The 20,272-nt window shown below is 38.2% G+C and carries 16 protein-coding genes; 2 read left to right on the forward strand and 14 right to left on the reverse strand.

The features are described from left to right. Positions 1–392 precede the first annotated feature (392 nt). Together narH (D8M06_RS15105) and D8M06_RS15110 are read right to left on the reverse strand one after the other, a co-directional pair. Positions 393–1,865, reverse strand: a complete 1,473-nt coding sequence (gene narH, locus D8M06_RS15105) for a nitrate reductase subunit beta (RefSeq protein WP_121205402.1) — start codon at positions 1,863–1,865, stop codon at positions 393–395. Beyond that, positions 1,855–5,538, reverse strand: a complete 3,684-nt coding sequence (locus D8M06_RS15110; RefSeq protein ID WP_121205404.1) for a nitrate reductase subunit alpha — start codon at positions 5,536–5,538, stop codon at positions 1,855–1,857. The genes narH (D8M06_RS15105) and D8M06_RS15110 overlap by 11 nt, the downstream gene beginning before the upstream one ends. Positions 5,539–5,799: 261 nt before the next feature. Here D8M06_RS15110 and D8M06_RS15115 point away from each other — a divergent pair, with 261 nt between their 5' ends. Next, positions 5,800–7,302, forward strand: a complete 1,503-nt coding sequence (locus D8M06_RS15115) for a nitrate/nitrite transporter (protein ID WP_121205408.1) — start codon at positions 5,800–5,802, stop codon at positions 7,300–7,302. Positions 7,303–7,458: 156 nt separating this feature from the next. On the opposite strand, the gene narI is transcribed toward D8M06_RS15115, so the two are convergent. The 10 genes from narI to D8M06_RS15165 all read right to left on the reverse strand — a co-directional run bounded on the left by narI (position 7,459) and on the right by D8M06_RS15165 (position 17,286). Next, positions 7,459–8,154, reverse strand: a complete 696-nt coding sequence (narI, locus tag D8M06_RS15120) for a respiratory nitrate reductase subunit gamma (protein ID WP_121205410.1) — start codon at positions 8,152–8,154, stop codon at positions 7,459–7,461. A gap of 38 nt (positions 8,155–8,192) precedes the next feature. Then, positions 8,193–8,795, reverse strand: a complete 603-nt coding sequence (gene narJ / locus D8M06_RS15125; protein WP_121205413.1) for a nitrate reductase molybdenum cofactor assembly chaperone — start codon at positions 8,793–8,795, stop codon at positions 8,193–8,195. Beyond that, positions 8,792–10,300, reverse strand: coding sequence for a nitrate reductase subunit beta (gene narH / locus D8M06_RS15130; RefSeq protein ID WP_121205416.1), 1,509 nt, complete (start codon positions 10,298–10,300; stop codon positions 8,792–8,794). Before narH (D8M06_RS15130) ends, narJ begins: the two co-directional genes overlap by 4 nt. Beyond that, positions 10,290–13,970: a nitrate reductase subunit alpha gene (locus D8M06_RS15135; protein ID WP_121205418.1), complete on the reverse strand. Its 3,681-nt coding sequence runs from the start codon at positions 13,968–13,970 to the stop codon at positions 10,290–10,292. Before D8M06_RS15135 ends, narH (D8M06_RS15130) begins: the two co-directional genes overlap by 11 nt. Next, positions 13,951–14,244 carry a hypothetical protein gene (locus tag D8M06_RS15140; RefSeq protein ID WP_121205420.1) on the reverse strand — a complete coding sequence of 98 codons (294 nt, stop codon included), beginning with the start codon at positions 14,242–14,244 and terminating at the stop codon, positions 13,951–13,953. Before D8M06_RS15140 ends, D8M06_RS15135 begins: the two co-directional genes overlap by 20 nt. 45 nt (positions 14,245–14,289) lie before the next feature. Next, positions 14,290–14,604, reverse strand: coding sequence for a hypothetical protein (locus D8M06_RS15145; RefSeq protein WP_121205423.1), 315 nt, complete (start codon positions 14,602–14,604; stop codon positions 14,290–14,292). A 24-nt stretch (positions 14,605–14,628) separates the two neighbouring features. After that, entirely contained in the window at positions 14,629–15,045 is a 417-nt protein-coding gene (locus D8M06_RS15150; protein WP_121205425.1) for a hypothetical protein, read from the reverse strand. Between the two features lie 250 nt (positions 15,046–15,295). Next, positions 15,296–16,429 (reverse strand): TIGR04053 family radical SAM/SPASM domain-containing protein, encoded by a 1,134-nt coding sequence (locus D8M06_RS15155; protein ID WP_121205427.1) that lies wholly within the window; start codon positions 16,427–16,429, stop codon positions 15,296–15,298. Positions 16,430–16,590: 161 nt separating this feature from the next. Further along, positions 16,591–16,830, reverse strand: a complete 240-nt coding sequence (locus D8M06_RS15160; RefSeq protein WP_121205430.1) for a DUF2249 domain-containing protein — start codon at positions 16,828–16,830, stop codon at positions 16,591–16,593. Positions 16,831–16,866: 36 nt separating this feature from the next. After that, on the reverse strand, positions 16,867–17,286 hold the full coding sequence (locus D8M06_RS15165; RefSeq protein WP_121205431.1) for a cupredoxin domain-containing protein: 420 nt from the start codon (positions 17,284–17,286) through the stop codon (positions 16,867–16,869). A gap of 225 nt (positions 17,287–17,511) precedes the next feature. Between D8M06_RS15165 and D8M06_RS15170 the strand changes: the two genes are divergently transcribed. Continuing rightward, complete coding sequence (locus D8M06_RS15170) at positions 17,512–18,204, forward strand: Crp/Fnr family transcriptional regulator (RefSeq protein ID WP_121205433.1); 693 nt, start codon at positions 17,512–17,514, stop codon at positions 18,202–18,204. A gap of 843 nt (positions 18,205–19,047) precedes the next feature. On the opposite strand, the gene D8M06_RS15175 is transcribed toward D8M06_RS15170, so the two are convergent. Further along, entirely contained in the window at positions 19,048–19,632 is a 585-nt protein-coding gene (locus tag D8M06_RS15175) for a hypothetical protein (RefSeq protein ID WP_194074640.1), read from the reverse strand. Beyond that, positions 19,629–20,264 (reverse strand): SCO family protein, encoded by a 636-nt coding sequence (locus D8M06_RS15180; protein WP_121205435.1) that lies wholly within the window; start codon positions 20,262–20,264, stop codon positions 19,629–19,631. The genes D8M06_RS15175 and D8M06_RS15180 overlap by 4 nt, the downstream gene beginning before the upstream one ends. Positions 20,265–20,272 lie beyond the last annotated feature (8 nt).

Genomic DNA, 20,272 nt, shown 5'->3' on the forward strand with positions numbered 1-20,272 from the left:
AGCTGCCTGTCAGCTACCAAGCGCCTTGACACTTACTTGGGTTGAACTTTCATCAACCAGCAATTAACGGCTTGCTGGGCACGCCGCACGCAGAAAAAATGGTTTTCTTTTTTCAAGGAGTCTCCGTGTATTTCCTCCGCTGATTTGTGCTGTTAAACCTTTTATTAATTGATTGTTAGCTCCTTAAAGCAGTGTTGATTGGAGCGGAGGGCAGTCGACTCCTGCGGGAAAAGAGGCCTAGATGAGACCCCGCAGTGCGTAGCACGAGGAGGCTCATCAGCCGCCCGCGGAAAGCGACTGCCCGGAGCGGAAATCAACAGAGCACTACATTAGAGATTTATATTTAATTAAATAAATTAGGAATCTATACATTTTCTGTATTAAAATAATTATTAAGAAAGCACACCACAGCTTCCTGGGCCACCTGCGAAGTCTAGGCCACATGCTCCTTGTTCGTCATATAAATCTGCAACTTCTTCTTTATGGCTATGCGGAATAACAAATCTATCTTCATATTTAGCAATCGCTAATAACCGATACATTTCTTTTATTGCTTTTTCTGATAAACCAAGTTCGTGAATAATATCTTGGTCAAATTCTTTTCCAGTTTGTTCAGCGCGCATAAAGCTACGCATGGTTGCCATTTTCTTAAGTACTGTTCGTATATGTCCCGTATCACCGGCAGTTAGTAGATTTGCAAGATATTCAATTGGAATTCGCATATTATCAATAGCTGGGAAAATATCAGCTGTATCTGCATTACTCCCTTTTCCTTCAATCATATTCATGATTGGGCTAAGTGGTGGAATATACCAAACCATTGGCATCGTTCTGTACTCTGGATGAAGTGGTAATGCAATCTTCCAATCGATAACCATTTTGTATAGCGGTGATTGCTGTGCTGCTTCAATCCAGTCCATTGGTATACCATCTTTTTTGGCCTGCTTAATAATTTCTGGATCTTTTGGATCTAAGAAGATTCCAAGTTGTGCTTCGTAAAGATCTTTCTCATCTTCTACGGACGCTGCTTCTAATACGCGATCAGCATCATACAACATAATTCCGATATAACGGATACGTCCTACACAAGTTTCTGCGCAAATGGTTGGTTGACCATTTTCAATTCTTGGGAAACACATCGTACATTTTTCAGCTTTATTGGTTTGCCAGTTAAAGTACACTTTTTTATACGGGCAGGAAGTTGTACAATGTCTCCAAGCACGGCATGCGTTTTGATCAACCAGAACAATACCATCCTCATCACGTTTGTACATTGCACCTGATGGGCAGGAAGAAACGCAAGGTGCATTGATACAGTGTTCGCAAATACGCGGAAGATACATCATAAATACATCTTCAAATTCGGTCTTGATAGACTCTTCCATTTGCACAACATTTGGGTCACGAAGGCCTGTAATATGACCACCAGCTAAGTCATCTTCCCAGTTTGGACCCCATTCAAGGTCCATAAATTCACCTGTAACAGCGGATTTTGCACGGGCTACTGGTTGATGATTTTTTTCTTTACTGTTTGTTAACGTTTCATAGTCATAAGTCCATGGTTCGTAATAATCATCCATTTCTGGTTGATTTGGGTTGTAGAACAAGTTTAATAGTCTATTAGTTTTTGAACCTGATTTTAATCGTAATTCACCGTTATGAAGTTCCCAGCCACCTTTATATTTCTCTTGGTCTTCCCATTGTTTTGGATACCCTATACCTGGCTTGGTCTCTACATTGTTAAAATACATATACTCTGCACCTGGACGATTGGTCCATGTATTTTTACAGGTTACACTGCAAGTATGACACCCAATACATTTATCCAGATTCATTACCATACCTACTTGTGCTTTAATCTTCAAGCCAATCTACCTCCTTCATTTTTCTAATAACTACGTTTAAGTCACGCTGGTTTCCGGTTGGACCATAATAGTTAAATCCATAACTTAGTTGGGCGTATCCGCCAATCATATGAGTTGGCTTCACATGAATTTTTGTAGGACTGTTATGAGTACCACCCCGGTTTTTCGTTAGTTTCGTACCAGGTGTATGAATATGACGATCTTGAGCATGGTGCATAAATGCCATCGTTCTAGGAATACGGTGCGAAACAACTGCTCTGGCTACCACCACACCATTTCGGTTGAAGCATTCAATCCACTCATTATCTTCCACATCAATTTCAGCTGCATCGTCTTTATTAAGCCAAACTGTTGGTCCCCCACGGAATAAGGTTAACATTGGCTGTGCATCAAAATACATACTGTGAATCGACCATTTATTATGTGGTGTTAAGTAATTTAAAGTGATCTCTTTTCCTTCCACCTCAGGTCGTTTGGAACGGAAGGGTTTCTGATTCAAGATTGGTTTAAATACAGCTAATGATTCGCCAAATTCCTTCATCATTTCATGATCCACAAAATAAGACTGACGTCCTGTAATCGTTCGGAACGGAATCAAACGTTCAATGTTGGTTGTAAATGGTGAATATCTTCTACCACCTTTTTCTGAGCCACTAAAAGCTGGTGAAGTAAGAACTGTCTTTGGTTGGGTGACTATATTTTCAAATGTAAATAACTCTTCTTCTCTTTCAGTAGCTAAATCTTTTAGCTCTACATTTGTTTTCTTTTCCAATGCCTCCCAAGCTTTAACGGCAACTTTTCCATTTGTTGTGGAAGAGAGCATTAAAATCGCATCACACGCATCCCTTGCACTAGTAATATCTGGATATCCATCAGCAATACTTCCATTGTCCACCGTACCAAATGTACGTTTTGCCTGTTCGTATTCCTTTTCCATGGACCAGTTGATTCCTTTTCCACCATAGGGCTTAGTCGCTATATTTGGTCCAAGAGCTGTCATCTTGTGATAAATCTGTTTAAAATCACGTTCAACAACATGAATTTGTGGCATCGTTTTTCCTGGAATAGGTTCACATTCACCTTTTGACCAATCTTTAATCTCACCCAGTGGTTGTGCCATTTCCCCTGGTGTATCATGATTTATAGGTGTTGCAACTATTTCTTTAATGGTGTCCATATCGATTTCTTCTGCTAAATCAGAAACACCTTTTGCTAAAGATTTGAATATATCCCAATCTGATTTTGCCTCCCATGGTGATGCAATAGCAGCATTAAATGGATGTACAAACGGATGCATATCTGTACTTGATAAATCATGCTTTTCATACCATGTTGATGCAGGAAGAATAACATCAGAGTATAGTGCTGTTCCTGCCATACGGAAATCTAGGTTAATTAATAAATCAACTTTTCCTTCAGGTGATTCTTCACGCCATTTAATTTCTTCTGGACGGATACTATCTTCATCAGAGTTTAATAGTCCATTTGATGCACCTAATAAATGTTTTAAGAAATACTCATGTCCTTTTCCAGAACTAGAAATTAAGTTAGCACGCCAAACAAATAAATTCCTTGGAAAGTTAACAGGATTATCTGGGTCCTCAATCGCAAATTGTAATTTTTTCTCTTTTAATTGGTTAGCAACATAATTTCCGATTTCATCTGTTGTTTCATTTCCATTTGCCACCGCTTCATTATATAAATCAATACCATTTTGATTAAACGTTGGATATGATGGTAACCATCCTAACCGTGCTGCTAATACATTGTAATCTGCAGGATGATCATATCTCGCTTTATCAACGGTTGCGGCAGTAAGTTCTGATACAGGTGTTTCTTCATAACGCCATTGGCCAGTTGCGAAGTAGAAAAAGGATGTACCATTTTGTAATTTTGCTGGACCTCCCCAGTCTTTGGCAGATTGAATAGTAGTCCAGCCTTCCACAGGGCGAAGTTTTTCCTGACCAACATAGTGTGCCCAGCCTCCACCATTTACACCTTGCGCACCGACCATTAGTACAAGGTTGATAATGGCACGGTATATGGTGTCAGAATGGTACCAGTGATTAATTCCAGCCCCCATAATAATCATGGAACGACCTTTTGTATCAATAGCATTTTGTGCAAATTCGCGGGCTATTTTTATGATTAAGTTACGGTCTACACCTGTGATTTGTTCTTGCCAAGCTGGTGAAAATGCAGCAATATCATCATAAGAACTTGCAGCTTCCCCACCAAGTCCACGGTCAATACCGTAGTTTCCAAGCATTAAGTCATAAACAGTAGCGATATATTCAACTTTTCCATTTATTTCTATCTTTTTCACTGGTACAGCACGTGGTAGTACTTTTTTCTCCTGTGCATCAAAATAAGGCATATCTACATGAACAACTTCATCTTCCAAACCAAGGAAACTTAAGACAGGCTCAATCTTTTCATTGGTATTTTCGTCAATTAGTTTTAAATTCCACTTCCCTTTTTCATCCCAGCGGGAACCCATTGTTCCATGTGGAATAGAAAAGCCATCTGTAACTTGGTTATACATTGCAGGTTTCCATTCATCATTCTCAGATTCAACGCCAAGATCTTTGGCATTCAGGAAACGGTCTGCTACAAACTTGCCATTTACTTCTTTCAAACGTACGGAAAAGGGAAAATCGGTGTACTGTTTGGCATAATCTTCAAAATAAGGGGTTCTATTTTTATCATAAAATTCGTTTAATATAACATGCCCCATCGCCATTGCAGCAGCACCATCTGTTCCTTGTTTGACAGATAACCAATCATCGGCAAATTTTGTTGATTCTGCATAATCTGGGCTTACATTAACTACTTTTGTTCCTTTGTACCTTGCTTCTACTAAGAAATGCGCATCCGGTGTACGTGTCATTGGTACGTTGGAACCCCACATCATTATATAACTGGAATTAAACCAGTCTGAACTTTCAGGTACATCGGTTTGATCTCCCCAAATTTGCGGTGATGCTGGTGGTAAATCTGCATACCAATCATAGAAACTGAGCATTTGTCCACCCATTAAATGCATAAACCGACTACCGGCCGCATAACTAATCATGGACATGGCAGGGATTGGTGAAAATCCAACATTACGATCAGGACCATATTTCACGATTGTGTAAAGTGTTGATGCTGCTATTAGTTTTGTTACTTCTTCCCATTCAGCACGTACTAACCCACCTTTTCCTCTCGCTTGTTTGTAAAGTTTTGCTTTTTCTTTGTCTTCAACAATACTTTTCCAAGCTTCTAACGGGGTCGCGTGTGAATCTAACGCTTCACGCCATAAAAGTAATAATTTTTTACGAATATATGGATATTTCACACGTAACGGACTATATATATACCAAGAGAAGCTTGCTCCCCTTGGACATCCACGCGGTTCAAAATCTGGCATATCTGGACCAGTCGATGGATAATCTAATGCCTGTCCTTCCCATGTTACAATTCCATCTTTCACATAAATATTCCAACTGCATGAACCAGTACAATTCACACCATGTGTGGATCGAATGACTTTGTCATGCTGCCATCTTCTTCGGTATACATTTTCCCAATCACGGTTACCTTCTTGTAATTGGCTATGGTTATTGGAATATGTCTCTTTTGGTTTTAAATAATTCATTCGTTGCCAAAGTGGAGATGGTGTCTTCTTCATCTTTTTCCCTCCAAATAAGTTGCTTTGTTAACCTATATCCATTTAACCACCCAAAAATTTCATATGTTGTGAATTACGTCACACCTGGTAACAATGTCAAATTTTGGTCATAATTATCATTGCAAATATATTACTAACATTAATTCAAAAAGCTGACACATTTTATGTGATGTTTTTCACTACTTCCCCCAATAAAAATGTTTAAACTGTGGGTAATTAACAAACAATAAGTTCAAGAATTTTAAAGGAAGGTACGATTTCATGAAGAAACCAGGTTTACAATTATCATTACAAACATCCAGTTTAGTAGTTGGGTTTATGGTGTGGGTTCTGATTTCTTCCCTCATGTCCTATATCACAGTAGATATTCCATTAACATCTGGGCAAGCATCTATTGTAACTGCTATACCTGTTATATTAGGGTCCTTATTAAGAATTCCAATCGGTTTTTATGCAGACCGCTTTGGAGCTCGATTAATTTTCTTAATAAGTTTTCTCATCTTGCTATTCCCTGTCTTTTACTTAAGTGTTGCAGATTCCTTTGCAGACTTAGTTATCGGAGGGCTTATCTTAGGTGTTGGTGGAGCTATATTCTCTATTGGGGTAACTTCCCTGCCAAAATACTACCCAAAAGAGAAGCACGGATTTATTAATGGTGTGTATGGGGTTGGTAATATTGGTACGGCTGTTACTACATTTGGTGCACCAATTATTGCTGAGTCGATAGGCTGGCAAGATACCATGCGATTATTTCTTATTCTTTTATTAGCTTTCTCAGCATTAGTATTTATTTTTGGTGATCGAAAGGAAGAAAAAGTAAAGAAATCAATGGTAGAACAAATTCAAGGTGTCTACAAAAATGCAACATTATGGTTCCTTTGCTTATTCTATTTCATAACTTTTGGAGCATTTGTAGCATTTACCATGTTCCTCCCAAGTTTCTTAGTAGATAATTTTGGATTGGATGCTGTAGATGCTGGAGTACGAACTGCCATATTTATCATTATTGCAACTTTACTACGACCTATAGGGGGATTCCTTGCAGATAAATTCAACGCCTTTATCATTCTAATGTTTGTATTTATCGGCGTTGCCTTCTCTGGAATTTTACTCTCCTTTTCACCTGACATCATCTGGTATACAGTAGGGTCCTTAGCAGTTGCAGTAACAGTAGGGATTGGGAATGGGACAGTATTTAAATTAGTTCCACTCTACTTTTCTAAACAAGCCGGAATCGTTAATGGTGTCGTTTCAGCAATGGGGGGATTAGGCGGATTTTTCCCACCATTATTATTAACTGCTGTAAACAATATAACTGGACATCACGCGATTGCTTTCATGTTAATGTCGGAGTTTGCATTAGTAAGTTTCGTTATTGTTATCTTTATGTATTATCAAGAACGAGTAAGCACCGAAGGAAAAATTATTGAGGGTGCAGCAGAAGGTATTATGGTTACGAATAAAAAAGGCACTATCCAAAACGTTAACCCTGCCTTTGAACGGATAACAGGATATACGAAAGAAGAAGCTATAGGAAACACACCTAAACTTCTTAGTTCTGGAAAACATGATAAAACCTTTTACGAAAATATGTGGGACTCCATTAATGAGAAAGGCTTCTGGGAAGGAGAAATTTGGAACAAACGTAAAAATGGAGATCTCTACCAGGAATTACTGAGCATCAGTCCAGTTACGAATAATGTTGGTGAAATTAAATATTATGTAGGGGTATTTAACGATATTACAGATGAAGGAATGTCCTGAGTTTTTACTCAGGATTTTTTGTTGTTTTTGTTTCTTTAGATCCAGTAATTTCAATATACCTCTTTAACATATGCTACCTATCTCTATTCATATAAAAGAGGTACGAAATCTTCTGTGATTCCGCACCTCAAAGCAATCTGGATACCTGTTTTTAGATTATAAACCTTGTTTTCGGTAATTTGACCTTGATCGATATTGTTGTGGTGGTCTTGCTGGATATTTGATAGGGAAACTAAAGATATGAACCAAACGCGTAAATGGTATGGATGCAAATAAAGCAAAAGCCGAAACGACATGAAGCTTGAAAATAAAAGGAACACCACTCATCAATTCATATTTTGGCATGAACACAAAAAGACTGCGAAACCAGGGTCCTATTGTTTCCCGGTATTCATATTCAATCACCATTGTATTGAAAATAATGGTCATATATGTTCCTGTTCCCGCTACAAAAAGCAGAGCCAATACGGAAAAGAAATCAGCAAATCCAGCTTTTATACGAACAGGATCTATTGTCATTTTTCTAATAAGTAGAATGATAAGCCCAGCTACAACCATTAAGCCAGCTAATCCGCCACCCCAGATAGCTCCCATATGATATAAATGGTCGGATATACCAAGGGCCTGATAAAATTCCATTGGGATAACCATACCCATCACATGCCCAATAAAAGCGAACACAATTCCATAATGAAATAGCGGAGATCCAATTCGCAGCCATTTTTTTTCGAAAAAGTTAGTCGATGGTGCTGCCCATGTAAGCTGTCTAAAAGCATATCGATAAAGGAGACCTAATATCATGATTGTCAAAGTTATATATGGGAATATGACCCACCAAAAAATATCGGCCATATAAATCCCTCCTTTAGGTTTTAATTGGATGCCCTATCCTATTGGTACAAAATAGGATAAGGCAGTTCTTCTAAGTCTGCTTCTTCTCTTCCTGCTTCCAATTGTTTACGTTCTTCTGTTGTAGGAGTCGGAAATACATGTTGCACTAAAATGGATAAGATTCCCCTATATGGATTGCCCTGATCTATATGTTCTACCATATAAGATATGGCTGCTGCAATTCGTCTCTCGAGCCTTTCTACATCTGGAGTTCTTGGTGTAACCACCAAAAATTCCAATAACATCGGGATATAATCCACCAATTCTTCCCCAATTCGCTCAAATCCCAGTTGATTGATGACTCTTTGCAATCTAATTAACGCCGCGCCTCTTCTATTACTATCACCAAGCTCATGAGCGGTTAAATACAGGCCTACTTTTGACTTTAAATCAAATGTTTCCACATATAACTCTTGCAGTTCCGTTGTACTAAGTGGGTAAAGAGGTACGTAGGAATTCTTTAATTCGCTTTTAAGTTTTTTATCTTTAATCATTTCCTCGATTAACTCATCGAAATCAGCTTTCAAACTTTTAAAATTTTCTTTTGGATAACCCAATAGCCTTGAAGCCATCATGAGAATCACACGTTTTTCCTGGTTCATAGGTTGTCTCTCACTTTCATCATTCCAAACGTAGGATTAACTCCCTCAGCTGGAGCTAAATCTTCCAAACTGCATGTTCCTTGTTTATAATGTAAGTCGTCGTCCATTTCTCTTCGCCCAGTAGGTATTACGTATCGTTCATCATATTTTGCTATCCCTAATAATCTTGCCATTTCTTCAATTTCTTCAGGGGTAGTGTTTGCTTCTTTCACTAATTCACTTTGTTTGAATTCATCCACCCCTCCAACTGTCTTTCCACGCATATAAACACGCATCGCTGACAATTTCAATAGAACCTTGCGCACGACCTCGGTATCATCTGCAGCTAAAATAGAAGCTAAATACTCAACAGGTATACGCATCTGATCTACAGCTGGGATGTAACCATCTGTATCAAGCTCGTCCTCATTGGTGATATGGTTCATAATTGGACTTAATGGTGGTACATACCAAACCATTGGCATTGTACGATACTCTGGATGCAATGGCAGTGCAATTTTCCATTTCATTGCCATTTTGTAAACTGGAGATTCCTTTGCCGCTTCTAACCAGGCATCGGTAATTCCAGCCTCTTTAGCTTTTTCTTGAATATCTGGATCAAAAGGATCTAGAAAACAGGAAAGCTGTGCTTCATACAAATCCTGTGGATCCTCCACAGAGGCTGCCTCCTTTACTTTATCTGCATCATATAAAACAACACCAATATAACGAATTCGTCCAACACAAGTTTCAGAACAAATCGTTGGTAGACCTGCTTCCGTTCTTGGATAACAGAAATTACATTTCTCTGCTTTGTGAGTATTCCAGTTGTAATACACCTTGTGATAAGGACAACCATTTTGACAAAAACGCCATCCACGACAAGCATCATGGTCTACAAGAACAATTCCGTCTTCATCACGCTTATATAAAGCACCTGTAGGACAGGATGCTACACATGACGGATTTAAGCAGTGTTCACAGATTCTTGGCAAATACATCATAAATGTCTTTTCATATTCCATTTTGATATGTTCCTGCATTTTTTCCACATTAGGGTCTAGTGGAACAATTTCACTTCCGCCTGCTAAGTCATCATCCCAATTGGAACCCCACTCTGGTTTATCTATATACTTACCAGTTATTTCTGAAACTGGTCTCGCAACTGGTAAATTTTCTTTTTTGGGACTATGAATGAGATTATCATAATCATATGTCCATGGTTCATAGAAGTCTTCCATTTCAGCCATATTTGGATTATAGAAAATATTGGCTAGTTTGGTGATTGGTCCACCAGCACGAAGCTTTAATTTTCCATTTTGGAGCTCCCAGCCGCCTTTATAACGGTCCGTATCTTCCCAGCGTTTTGGATACCCTGGTCCTGGACGAGTTTCTACATTATTAAACCACATGTATTCTGTTCCAGGTCTATTTGTCCACGTATTTTTGCAAGTTACAGAACATGTATGACAGCCTATGCATTTATCTAAGTGCATAACCATTGCAACTTGTGCTTTAATTCTCAAGCCAATCAACCTCCTTGAGTGGTCTGATAATTGCCATCGTATCGCGCTGATGACCAGTTGGGCCATAGTAATTGAATCCATAGCTTAGTTGAGAGTATCCACCAATCATATGTGTTGGTTTTAACGTAATTCGAGTTACACTGTTATGCGTTCCTCCACGTTTTTTGTTTACAGCTGTTCCTGGAACCCCCATCGTTCTGTCCTGAGCATGGTACATGTACACCATTCCTCTAGGAATTCGATATGTTAACACCGCTCGCGCTGCTATCACACCATTTCGATTGTAAACTTCTATAAAGTCATTATCTTTAATTCCTATTGATGCTCCATCTTCTTCATTCATCCAGACAACTTGCCATCCTCTAAATAATTGCACCATTGGCTTGGCTTCTGTGAACATCGTATGGATTCCCCATTTTTGGTGTGGGGTTAGATAACGGACTGTAATCGACTTCCCATTTTCTTCTACACCTTTGTCCTTCTTAACAAAAGGCCCCTTATTAAGAGGAGGCAGATATAACGAAAGTCCTTCACCAAAGTCCAACATCATTTCATGATCCAAATAGAAACTCTGTCTTCCTGTTAGGGTACGCCACGGAATGTTATACTCCGTATTTACAGTAAATGGTGAATACCGTCTTCCGTCTTTTTCCATTCCGCTCCACATTGGTGTTGAAATCGAAGTACGTGGTTGAATGGTTAACTCACGTAATGTAAAATCTTCTTCTGCTCGCTCCTCTGCAATCTCCGTTAATTTCTTACCAGTCTTCACTTCTAACGATTTCCAACCTTCTACGGCTCTTTTGCCATTCGTCGCACCGGAGGTAAGTAAAATAGCATCAATAGCTTTCTTATCTGTCATAAGGTCCGGATTTCCTTTTCCAATACCTTCTCGTTTTGATGTTCCAAGCCGATCCTTTAATTCTTTAAATACTTTTTCACCTGGAATCTTAACACCTTTTCCACCATAACCATTTTTCATATTAGGTCCCATCGTTGTCATTTTCTCGTAGACATTCGGATAGTCACGAGGAACTATTTGTAAGTTAGGCATCGTTTTTCCAGGGATAGCTTCCACGTCCCCTTTTCGCCAATCCTTAATTTTCCCATAAACTTGAGCTATCTCATCTGGAGAGTCATGCCCAAGTGGACGCATCATTAATTCTTCCGTTGCAGGCAGGTGCTCTTTTGCCAACTCTGAAAATACTTTAGCAATTTCCCTAAACGTATCCCAGTCACTCTTCGCTTGCCATGGCGGTGAAATTGCTGCGTTAAATGGGTGGATAAACGGATGCATATCTGTACTGCTAATATCAAATTTTTCATACCATGTAGCTGCAGGAAGAACAATATCCGAGAATAAACCAGAACTTGTCATCCGAAAATCAATACTTACAAATAAATCTGTTTTTCCTTCTGGAGGTACTTCTGAAACGTTTACATTTTCTGGTTGCCAAGAATTTTCCACATCGGTCATTACTTGGTTATCTCCACCAATTAAATGCTTCGCAAAGTATTCATGGCCTTTTCCACTATCTCCTAAAAGGTTAGAACGCCAGTTAAAAAATACCCTTGGAAAATTTCTCGGATCATCCGGGTTTTCAATGGACCATTCAATTTCTCCTGACTTTATTTTACGAACGACATCCTCTATGATTTCCTTTTCATCTTTCGCCCCTTGTTCACGGCTTTCCTTCACGATATCAATTGAATTCTGTGAAAACTGTGGAAATGACGGCAACCATCCAAGTCTTGCAGAAAGCGCATTGACATCAGCGGGATGCATTTTATTGTACTTACTATTCCAGGTTGTCTTTACTTCGTTACTTTCTGATTCATAGCGGAATTGCTCTGTAGCAAAATAGAAGAAAGACGTACCATTTTGCAATCTTGGTACATTTCCCCAGTCTGACGCAAAAGATACCATATTCCAGCCTTCTACTGGTCGAACTTTTTCCTGGCCTACATAATGAGCCCAGCCGCCACCATTAACCCCTTGAGATCCTGTTAGCAAAATAAGGTTTAATATGGAGCGATAGATTTGATCACTATGGTACCAGTGGTTTGACCCTCCACCAAGAGCAATCATCGATTTTCCTTTCGTTCTTGCAGCATTATCAGCAAACTCTTTTGCAATTTTAATTACATGATTTTTATTTACACCTGTAATACTTTCTTGCCATGCAGGCGTATATGGCTTTGGATCATTATAATCAGTTGGATAATCTCCATCGAGCTTACGATCTACACCTACATGAGCCATCATTAAGTCGTAAACGGTCGTTACTTTTAACTTATTACCTACTGTGTCAGTTACATATTTCACAGGTACTCCACGTTTAACAGTTCCCCCTTCTTCTTCAGCAAAATAAGGGAATGTCACTTGTGTAACTTCATCAGATGCATCAATGAAACTCAGTTTTGGATTAATAATTGAATGATCCTCTTTTTCCAAGTCTAGATTCCATTGATTTCCATCATCCCAACGAAATCCTTGGCTTCCATTCGGAACTTCCATTTGATTGGTATCTTCATCCCAAACTACCGTTTTCCACTCACCCAACTTATGAGAATCATGGATATCTGACGCTCGTAGAAATCTGTCGGAACGATACTCTTCACCATGTTCCCTTATAATTACTAGGAATGGGAGATCCGTTAATCGCTTCACATAATCTACAAAATATGGGGTCTGTTGTTTAACGTAAAATTCCGTTAAGATAACATGTGTCATCGCCATTGCTAGAGCTCCGTCTGTTCCGGCTCTTGCTGGAAGCCACATATCCGCAAATTTCTCATATTCTGCATAGTCTGGACTAACCCCGACGACTTTGGTACCGTTATACCTTGCTTCAACCATAAAATGAGCATCCGGAGTCCTGGTTTGTGGCAAATTCGTACCCCAAATAATAAAATACTTAGTATTGTACCAATCAGCACTTTCAGGAACATCGGTTTGATCTCCCCACACTTGTGGAGAAGCTGGTGGCAAGTCAGCATACCAATCATAAAAACTCAGCAAAGTTCCTCCAAGTAATGATAAGAAACGTGCGCCACCTGCATAGCTGACCATGGACATTGCCGGTATTGGACTAAACCCAACAATTCTATCTGGACCGTATTTTTTGATTGTATAAATGATAGAACTTGCAATTAATTGACACACATCTTTCCATTCAGCACGAACGAATCCGCCTTTTCCTCTTGCTTTTACAATCTTGTTTCGCTTTTCGGGATCACTTTGGATGTTTTCCCACGCTTTAACAGGGTCATGTCCCTGTTTTATTTCTTCTTTCCAAAACTCATATAAATCCCCGCGAACATATGGATATTTCACCCTTGCTGGACTATATGTATACCAAGAAAAACTCGCACCCCTTGGACATCCACGTGGTTCATATTCCGGAAAATCATCTCCTGTGGAAGGATAATCGGTCTGCTGTGTTTCAGAAGTAATAATCCCATCTTTCACATAGATTTTCCAGCTGCAAGAGCCTGTACAGTTAACTCCGTGTGTGGAACGCACTATTTTATCATGCTGCCATCTTCTTCGATAAATTTCTTCTGAATCTCTCGAACGAGGACTTTCTTCTGTCCAACCATCATTTATGACTTTGCCTCGTTTTATATACTTAAATGATTCAAGTAATTTATTGCTTCTCTTGCCCATATGCATTCCCTCCTTCCACCATCGAATCAATTGGATTAAACCGTTCACCTATTAGCCGGAAACTGCCATCACCTGCTTCCAGTTCTTCTAAGAATATTTTTAATGTTGGGGCATTGGCTGCAACCAATATAAGTCGTTCCAATGTATTTAGATCATCTATATTGTAAATAGATTCAACTATTCCGGGAGCTATATCACCAAAGCGCATTCGTAATATGTGCAGTAAATCTTCCCGATCCTGAACAAAATCAGATTCATTTTCGAATAGAAACAACTTTTCTCCTCCTTTTATTCAAATATAATGGAGTTTCCTGTTTTCTTAAGGTGTCATTCGCTTAAAATAATCATCGATTAGTACCTGTTTACAAGCTTCACCAGCTTCTTCTATAAAGGCATCTAACTCCTTACCGTCTTCTAACTTTTCATCTGAGAAAAATTGTTCTTTTTCATGAGAAAATCGTTCTCCAAATCTTAGAAAAACATGTATTCCATGCTCTTTCTTTATAGCTCCTGCTTGCAAATCATAAGAGTGAACATGGTAGCGTTTTTGCAACTCGGATGTGATATACCGATACAATTTGGGAGAAATTGATATTAAAGAATTTATTTTTTCTTTCTTTGTCTTTTCACTCATGAATCATCACCTCTCACTCATATACTAATGTTCTGGCAAAATTCGTTCTTCTTCCTGATTATGAAAAGCGTCCACATAAACTAGGGCATGGAGTTTTTCTAATACTTGTTTGTTAAATCCTTCCTTTTCCAATGACTGCTTAATTTCACTTACTAAAAATCGCATCGTATTATGATCACGAGTTAAAGCGATTACTTCTTCCTTCAACTCAGGAGATTCTTTTACCAACTCTTTATATAAACCACTTTCTTCTGCATCAGCATGTCTAAGTGTACGTGTTTCCCAATGTTCAACAGCAATGTACGCCGCTTCTAGCGCTTTGTCCATTTGATTGTCCTCAATTAATTTCCAAAGGATATTGTTAATTTCTTTCGCTTCATTTAATGCAGCTTCATGAATAGCAGAATGACTGTCAACATGCTTTAATCCTTTACCTGACATTTTATCCCTCCTCTTGTCAATAGTTTGTTACTATGGTTTTAAAAAAAATATACATACTTCATTATGAGATTTGATTTCCTTTTTTATACAGATAATACCGTTTCTTTTGGAATTCTTTTCTTTAAATATTTACCGAATATGTACTGTGGGATTAGTTTATCTTTATTGTGACCAGCGATTGCTCCACATTTTTATTTTCTTTCCATTAAAAAAGAAGCCTAGCAAAATCACTGGCTTCTTCCATTTATCTTTATACTTTTGTTTTCTTTCTTTTTTCACGCATAGCTCTAGGGATATATACACAATATGGTTCACTTTCCATGTAATCTCCTGTCACATTATATGCTCTAGACCTAGATCCTCCGCATACATGACGAAATTCGCATATCCCACATTTTCCTTTGTATTTATCAGGATTTCGTAAATTTTTAAATACTTCTGATTCCCGGTATATTTCCGCTAACGGAGCTCGACGAACGTTACCAGCCTTAACTGGCAGTAGTCCACTTGGATATACATCACCAGTATGAGAAATGAAGACAAAACCATTTCCGTCATTAACACCTTTTGGAGCTCGTCCCAACCCATCTATCTGACCAGTTTTACCTTGGTTTATAGCATCTTCGTAGAAAATATGTTCTTTATCGCTCATTCCTCTATTTTCTCGCATTTTTTGTTGGATTACTACACGACGATAATGTTGTCCTGCCGTTGTCTTAATATCAAATGGAACACGTTTGGACAGTTTATACAACCACCTAAATACCTTTTCGTGTTCTGCCGGGGTTATCATATCCGATTCTTTCCCACGCCCTGTTGGTACAAGGAAAAACACACTCCATAATACACAATTCAAATTTTCAACCATTTCTGCCATCTCTTCCAAATACTCATAGTTATACCTGGAAATAACCGTATTGATTTGCAAAGGCATATCCAGTTCATGCAAATAGTTAATCGCGTTCATGGTTAAATCAAAAGATCCTTCTGTACCTCGGAAATGGTCATGCACCTCTTTACAATGACCATCAATACTAAAAGCCCATCTGGCAAGTCCAATATCCTTCGCCTTCTGCATAGCTTCTTTCGTTACATTCGGAGTAGCAGATGGAGTCATGGAGACACGAACACCTTTTTTGATTGCATATTCCGCTATATCAAAAACATCTGGACGTTCCAATGGATCGCCACCTGTGAAAACAAGCATTGGATTATCCATCTCATAAATATCATCTATTAATTTCTTTCCTTCTTCAAATGTTAATTCTAATGGGTGCCTATGATACTGTGCTTCTGCACGGCAGTGTAAACAATGCAATTGACAAGCACGTGTTAATTCCCAAATAACGATGAACGGGTTTTCATTATAATCTCTGTTAAACAATATTTTCCCACCCTTCTTAAAGTCTAATACAATCTTAATATAAATGAGGTAAAAAATAAGTGACAAAAATCACATAATAGAATGATAACTTTTAAGTCTTTCTTCTATTCGTATAAAATAAGCCCCTGAATATCTATTCAAGGACTTATATACTACTACTTTTATCTTTTCTCAATTGCCACTCGCCATAGTTCAGGGCCTTTCTCTAAGTATTCCCAATTAAATGTTCCTTCTCTTTCAATCAAAAATTGGTAATGAAGTGGCTTGGGATCGTGGTCGTTTGAAAGGTGCATTACTTCACCAGACTTTAGACCGTCGAATACTTCCATAATTCTTGGATGTCGAACTCTTGGTTCAATATCAGGTGCATGTAATTTTACGGTATATTGTTTTTCACTCATATTTTGAACCCCCAAAATAGATAAATAATGATACGTTTATTGAACTACTAAAGTAGCTACCATTTCCGCATGGCCTTCTCCACAGAAGATGTTGCAATAGATTTTATATTCACCGGGCTCTTCAGGTACAATTACTGCTTCCCCTTCTCCTTCAATATTTACACCAAGTTCATCGATGGAAATACCATGGTGACCTTCTTCATTCGTTAATGAAACTGTTACTTCTTCACCTGCATTAACAACATATTCATCTTGATTAAAATCGAAGTTAGTTGCTACTACATTCACTTCATTGCTCGCCTCTTTTGTCCCTTCAGAAGAACCGGAATCCTCTGCTTGTTCAGTAGCTTCTTCCTCCGTACTATTCGCTGTTTCACTTGTATCATTACCTTCTCCTCCACAAGCTGCAAGTAATATTAAAGCTATAAAAAGACTTGCTATGATTAATTTCTTCATGTTTATTCCTCCTTGACTGTTTTTTTGTTTACATCTCTAGCATACCCCTATCATTCTAGTACCACTGTGAGGTACCGCACTCTTCTCCTGTGATTTTGCTCACTATGGTATACTAACATTCATTTTATCGTATTGGGAACGCAGTCTATGAAAATTGTCACAACAAAAATATGTTATTAATGTTAGTATATTACTTAGAGTATTTATATTGGAAGGATGACTGTAATGTATCCAGATTCAGTTAAAAAATTATTGCAGCGGTTTCCGCTATTTAAGAGCTTAACCGACTATGAAATAGATCCTATTCTAGATATAGCTAAAAACCGTACGTATCGGTCAGGTTCCCATATATTCATGCAAGGAGACCCACTAACCAATGTATATTTTATTCACCAGGGAAAAATAAAAATTTATCGAACCGATATTCAAGGAAAGGAACAAATAATCAATATTTTAAGTGCAGGAGAAATGTTTCCTCATCAAGGCTTTTTTCGAAACGATAACTATCCAGCACATGCAGAAGTTCTGGAAGATGCGGTTCTTATTTATATTCCTATCCATTTATTTGAAGACTTTCTTATCAACAATCCGGAGGTAAGCATAAAAATATTTCGTGTCTTAGGTGACAAGATTGTTGACTTGCAAAACCGCTTAGAGGAAAAAATCTTACGGAATACATATGAACAGATTATTTTGCTCCTAATACGACTTGGAAAAAAACATGGGAAGATAGATGCAGATGATCAAGTAACCCTGACAACCAATTTCACCAATAGAGACTTGGCTAATATGATCGGTTCCAGCCGAGAAACGGTAAGCAGAACCATAACACAGTTAAAGAAAAACAATCTCGTAACAACTGACAACGAGGGGAAAATGGTTTTAGATACAAAAGCTTTAAAAGAAGAACTGTTTTAATAGTCTCCTTTTGCACTAAAAAAATTATAAAGATTGGAACTGCGGTAACTCAACCCACCGAAAAACATTTGCTGCTTTTCACCACTTAAGTCGTATTTTATATAGACTTTGAATGAGTCTTTATTAAAGGCTCTTTTCTAAAAGATTGTTGCTTTTTAACATGGCTTAACCTTGTATTTTATATAGACTGTTGATATCTTCAATTCAGAATAGTATAGCTCTCGCTCACACTTATGTTGATTTGTGCGATCATTCGCTGCGGCAGAATACTTCGCTTTCCGCGGGCACGGCCTCAGTCTCCTCGCGGAAAACCACCGCTGCGGGGTCTTCGGACACGTGCTTTTCCCGCAGGAGTCTCCGTATTCTGTCTCCGCTTAAATAGGCGCTCAAGATTAATTTGGGCTTATAGCTCTAGAAATTACGTTTTAAGACCGTTATAATTCTTAAAACAGCATATTTCTTGTTTATACAAGTAGAGCAGACGCATAGCGGAGGAAATACACGGAGACTCCTGCGGGAAGAAGAGCATCGGTGAGACTACGTAGTGAGGGAACTACTTGAATATTCATCCCTGCTCCCTTGCGCCGAGAAAGCCCGCTTCGAAGCACTACTGGAAGACGCAGGCGCACACGCTTTTCAGCACGAAGGAGGCTCACCAGCTCCCCGCGGAAAGCGAAGTGTATTTCCGTAGCGGTTGTGAAGCACTATACTGAATTAAATAAATCAACAATTTCTATCAACTGTCAACTTCAAAAAGCAACAAACAATACGAAAAGAGCCTTATTAAAATAGGATGGACATAAATCCCATCCTATTTTTTGAGTACAAATAGCAGAATCATAACTAACTATTCTCTGTTGAAGGTTCTTCCTCATATAGTGACTCATCAACGAACAGAGACTGTATGAAATATATCAAAATACATAATCCCGTAATTAAAAATGTCCATCCAAGTGCTTTTTGCTCGATTACAATATAGTTATTACATAATTGATTTGGCGCAGCAATGTAAACCCAAGCCATTACCCCACATAAGATCGTTAAACTAACAAAAACAGTATTTTTACCAAAAGAATTTAATTTTTTCCAACTATCTCTTAATGGAATGCCAGCTAGAAATGGCAAACTGATAAATTTAAAAACTTCAACGGCGGGCACAGTTAATGCTTCATCCATCGTCCGCGGCAACATCATCCAGTAACAAATAACAATAATAAATAAAACAATTCCTGGTATTCCATTATCATTCCACTTATTGAAAAATCCGGGGAATATTTGCTTGAGGTAAGGGGTAAAAAGCATACCAACTAAGACTAATAAAGGCATTTGCATGTGCATATGAACAACCATAATTGATTCTGTTACAGTAATCACGGGTGGGAGCATCAAAAAGATATATAGTACTAATCCATAGATTGCTTGTTTCATGATTGATCACCCACTTCTTTCTCAAGAATCCTATTAACTTTTCTAGCAGCTTCGTCAATTTCTTGATAATCCATGACTTCTTGTAACTTACCTTGTGGATTTACTAAGTAAAACGCGGAGTTGTGTGTGAAATTCCCATTATCATCTGGAATAACAATGACACCAAATGCTTCCAATAACTCATTTAATTCTTCTTGATCTCCTATTCTAGCCATACGCCAAGTATCACCATCTGCATTAAAGAAGAAACGATATTTTTCAAGTGTTGCTGCATCATCACGTTCAGGATCGAAACTAATACTTAAGAATATTATATCCTCACCAATATATTTTTCTGGCACCTGGTTATAAACTTGTGCAAGGTTCATTTCTAATTCCGGACAAACATCGGTACAGGCTGTATAAATAAAAGTCAGCATTACATATTTCCCTTCAAACTCAGAGAATGAATAAACTCTTTCTTTGCTATCCTCTAGTGTTACGTTTGGAAACTCCGGCATTTCTTCTGTTAACTTTAATGTTCGAGCTGTTTCAGCTGTATATGCCCTGAATCCATCTGTTCCAACAAAAAACAAGACAAAACCAAATACGATAACGATTAACAGTGATAAAAGATTTTTATTTTTGATCATACGATCAC

Origin of the sequence: Oceanobacillus halophilus, assembly GCF_003628505.1 — a bacterium.
GTDB classification, from domain to species: domain Bacteria; phylum Bacillota; class Bacilli; order Bacillales; family Amphibacillaceae; genus Oceanobacillus; species Oceanobacillus halophilus.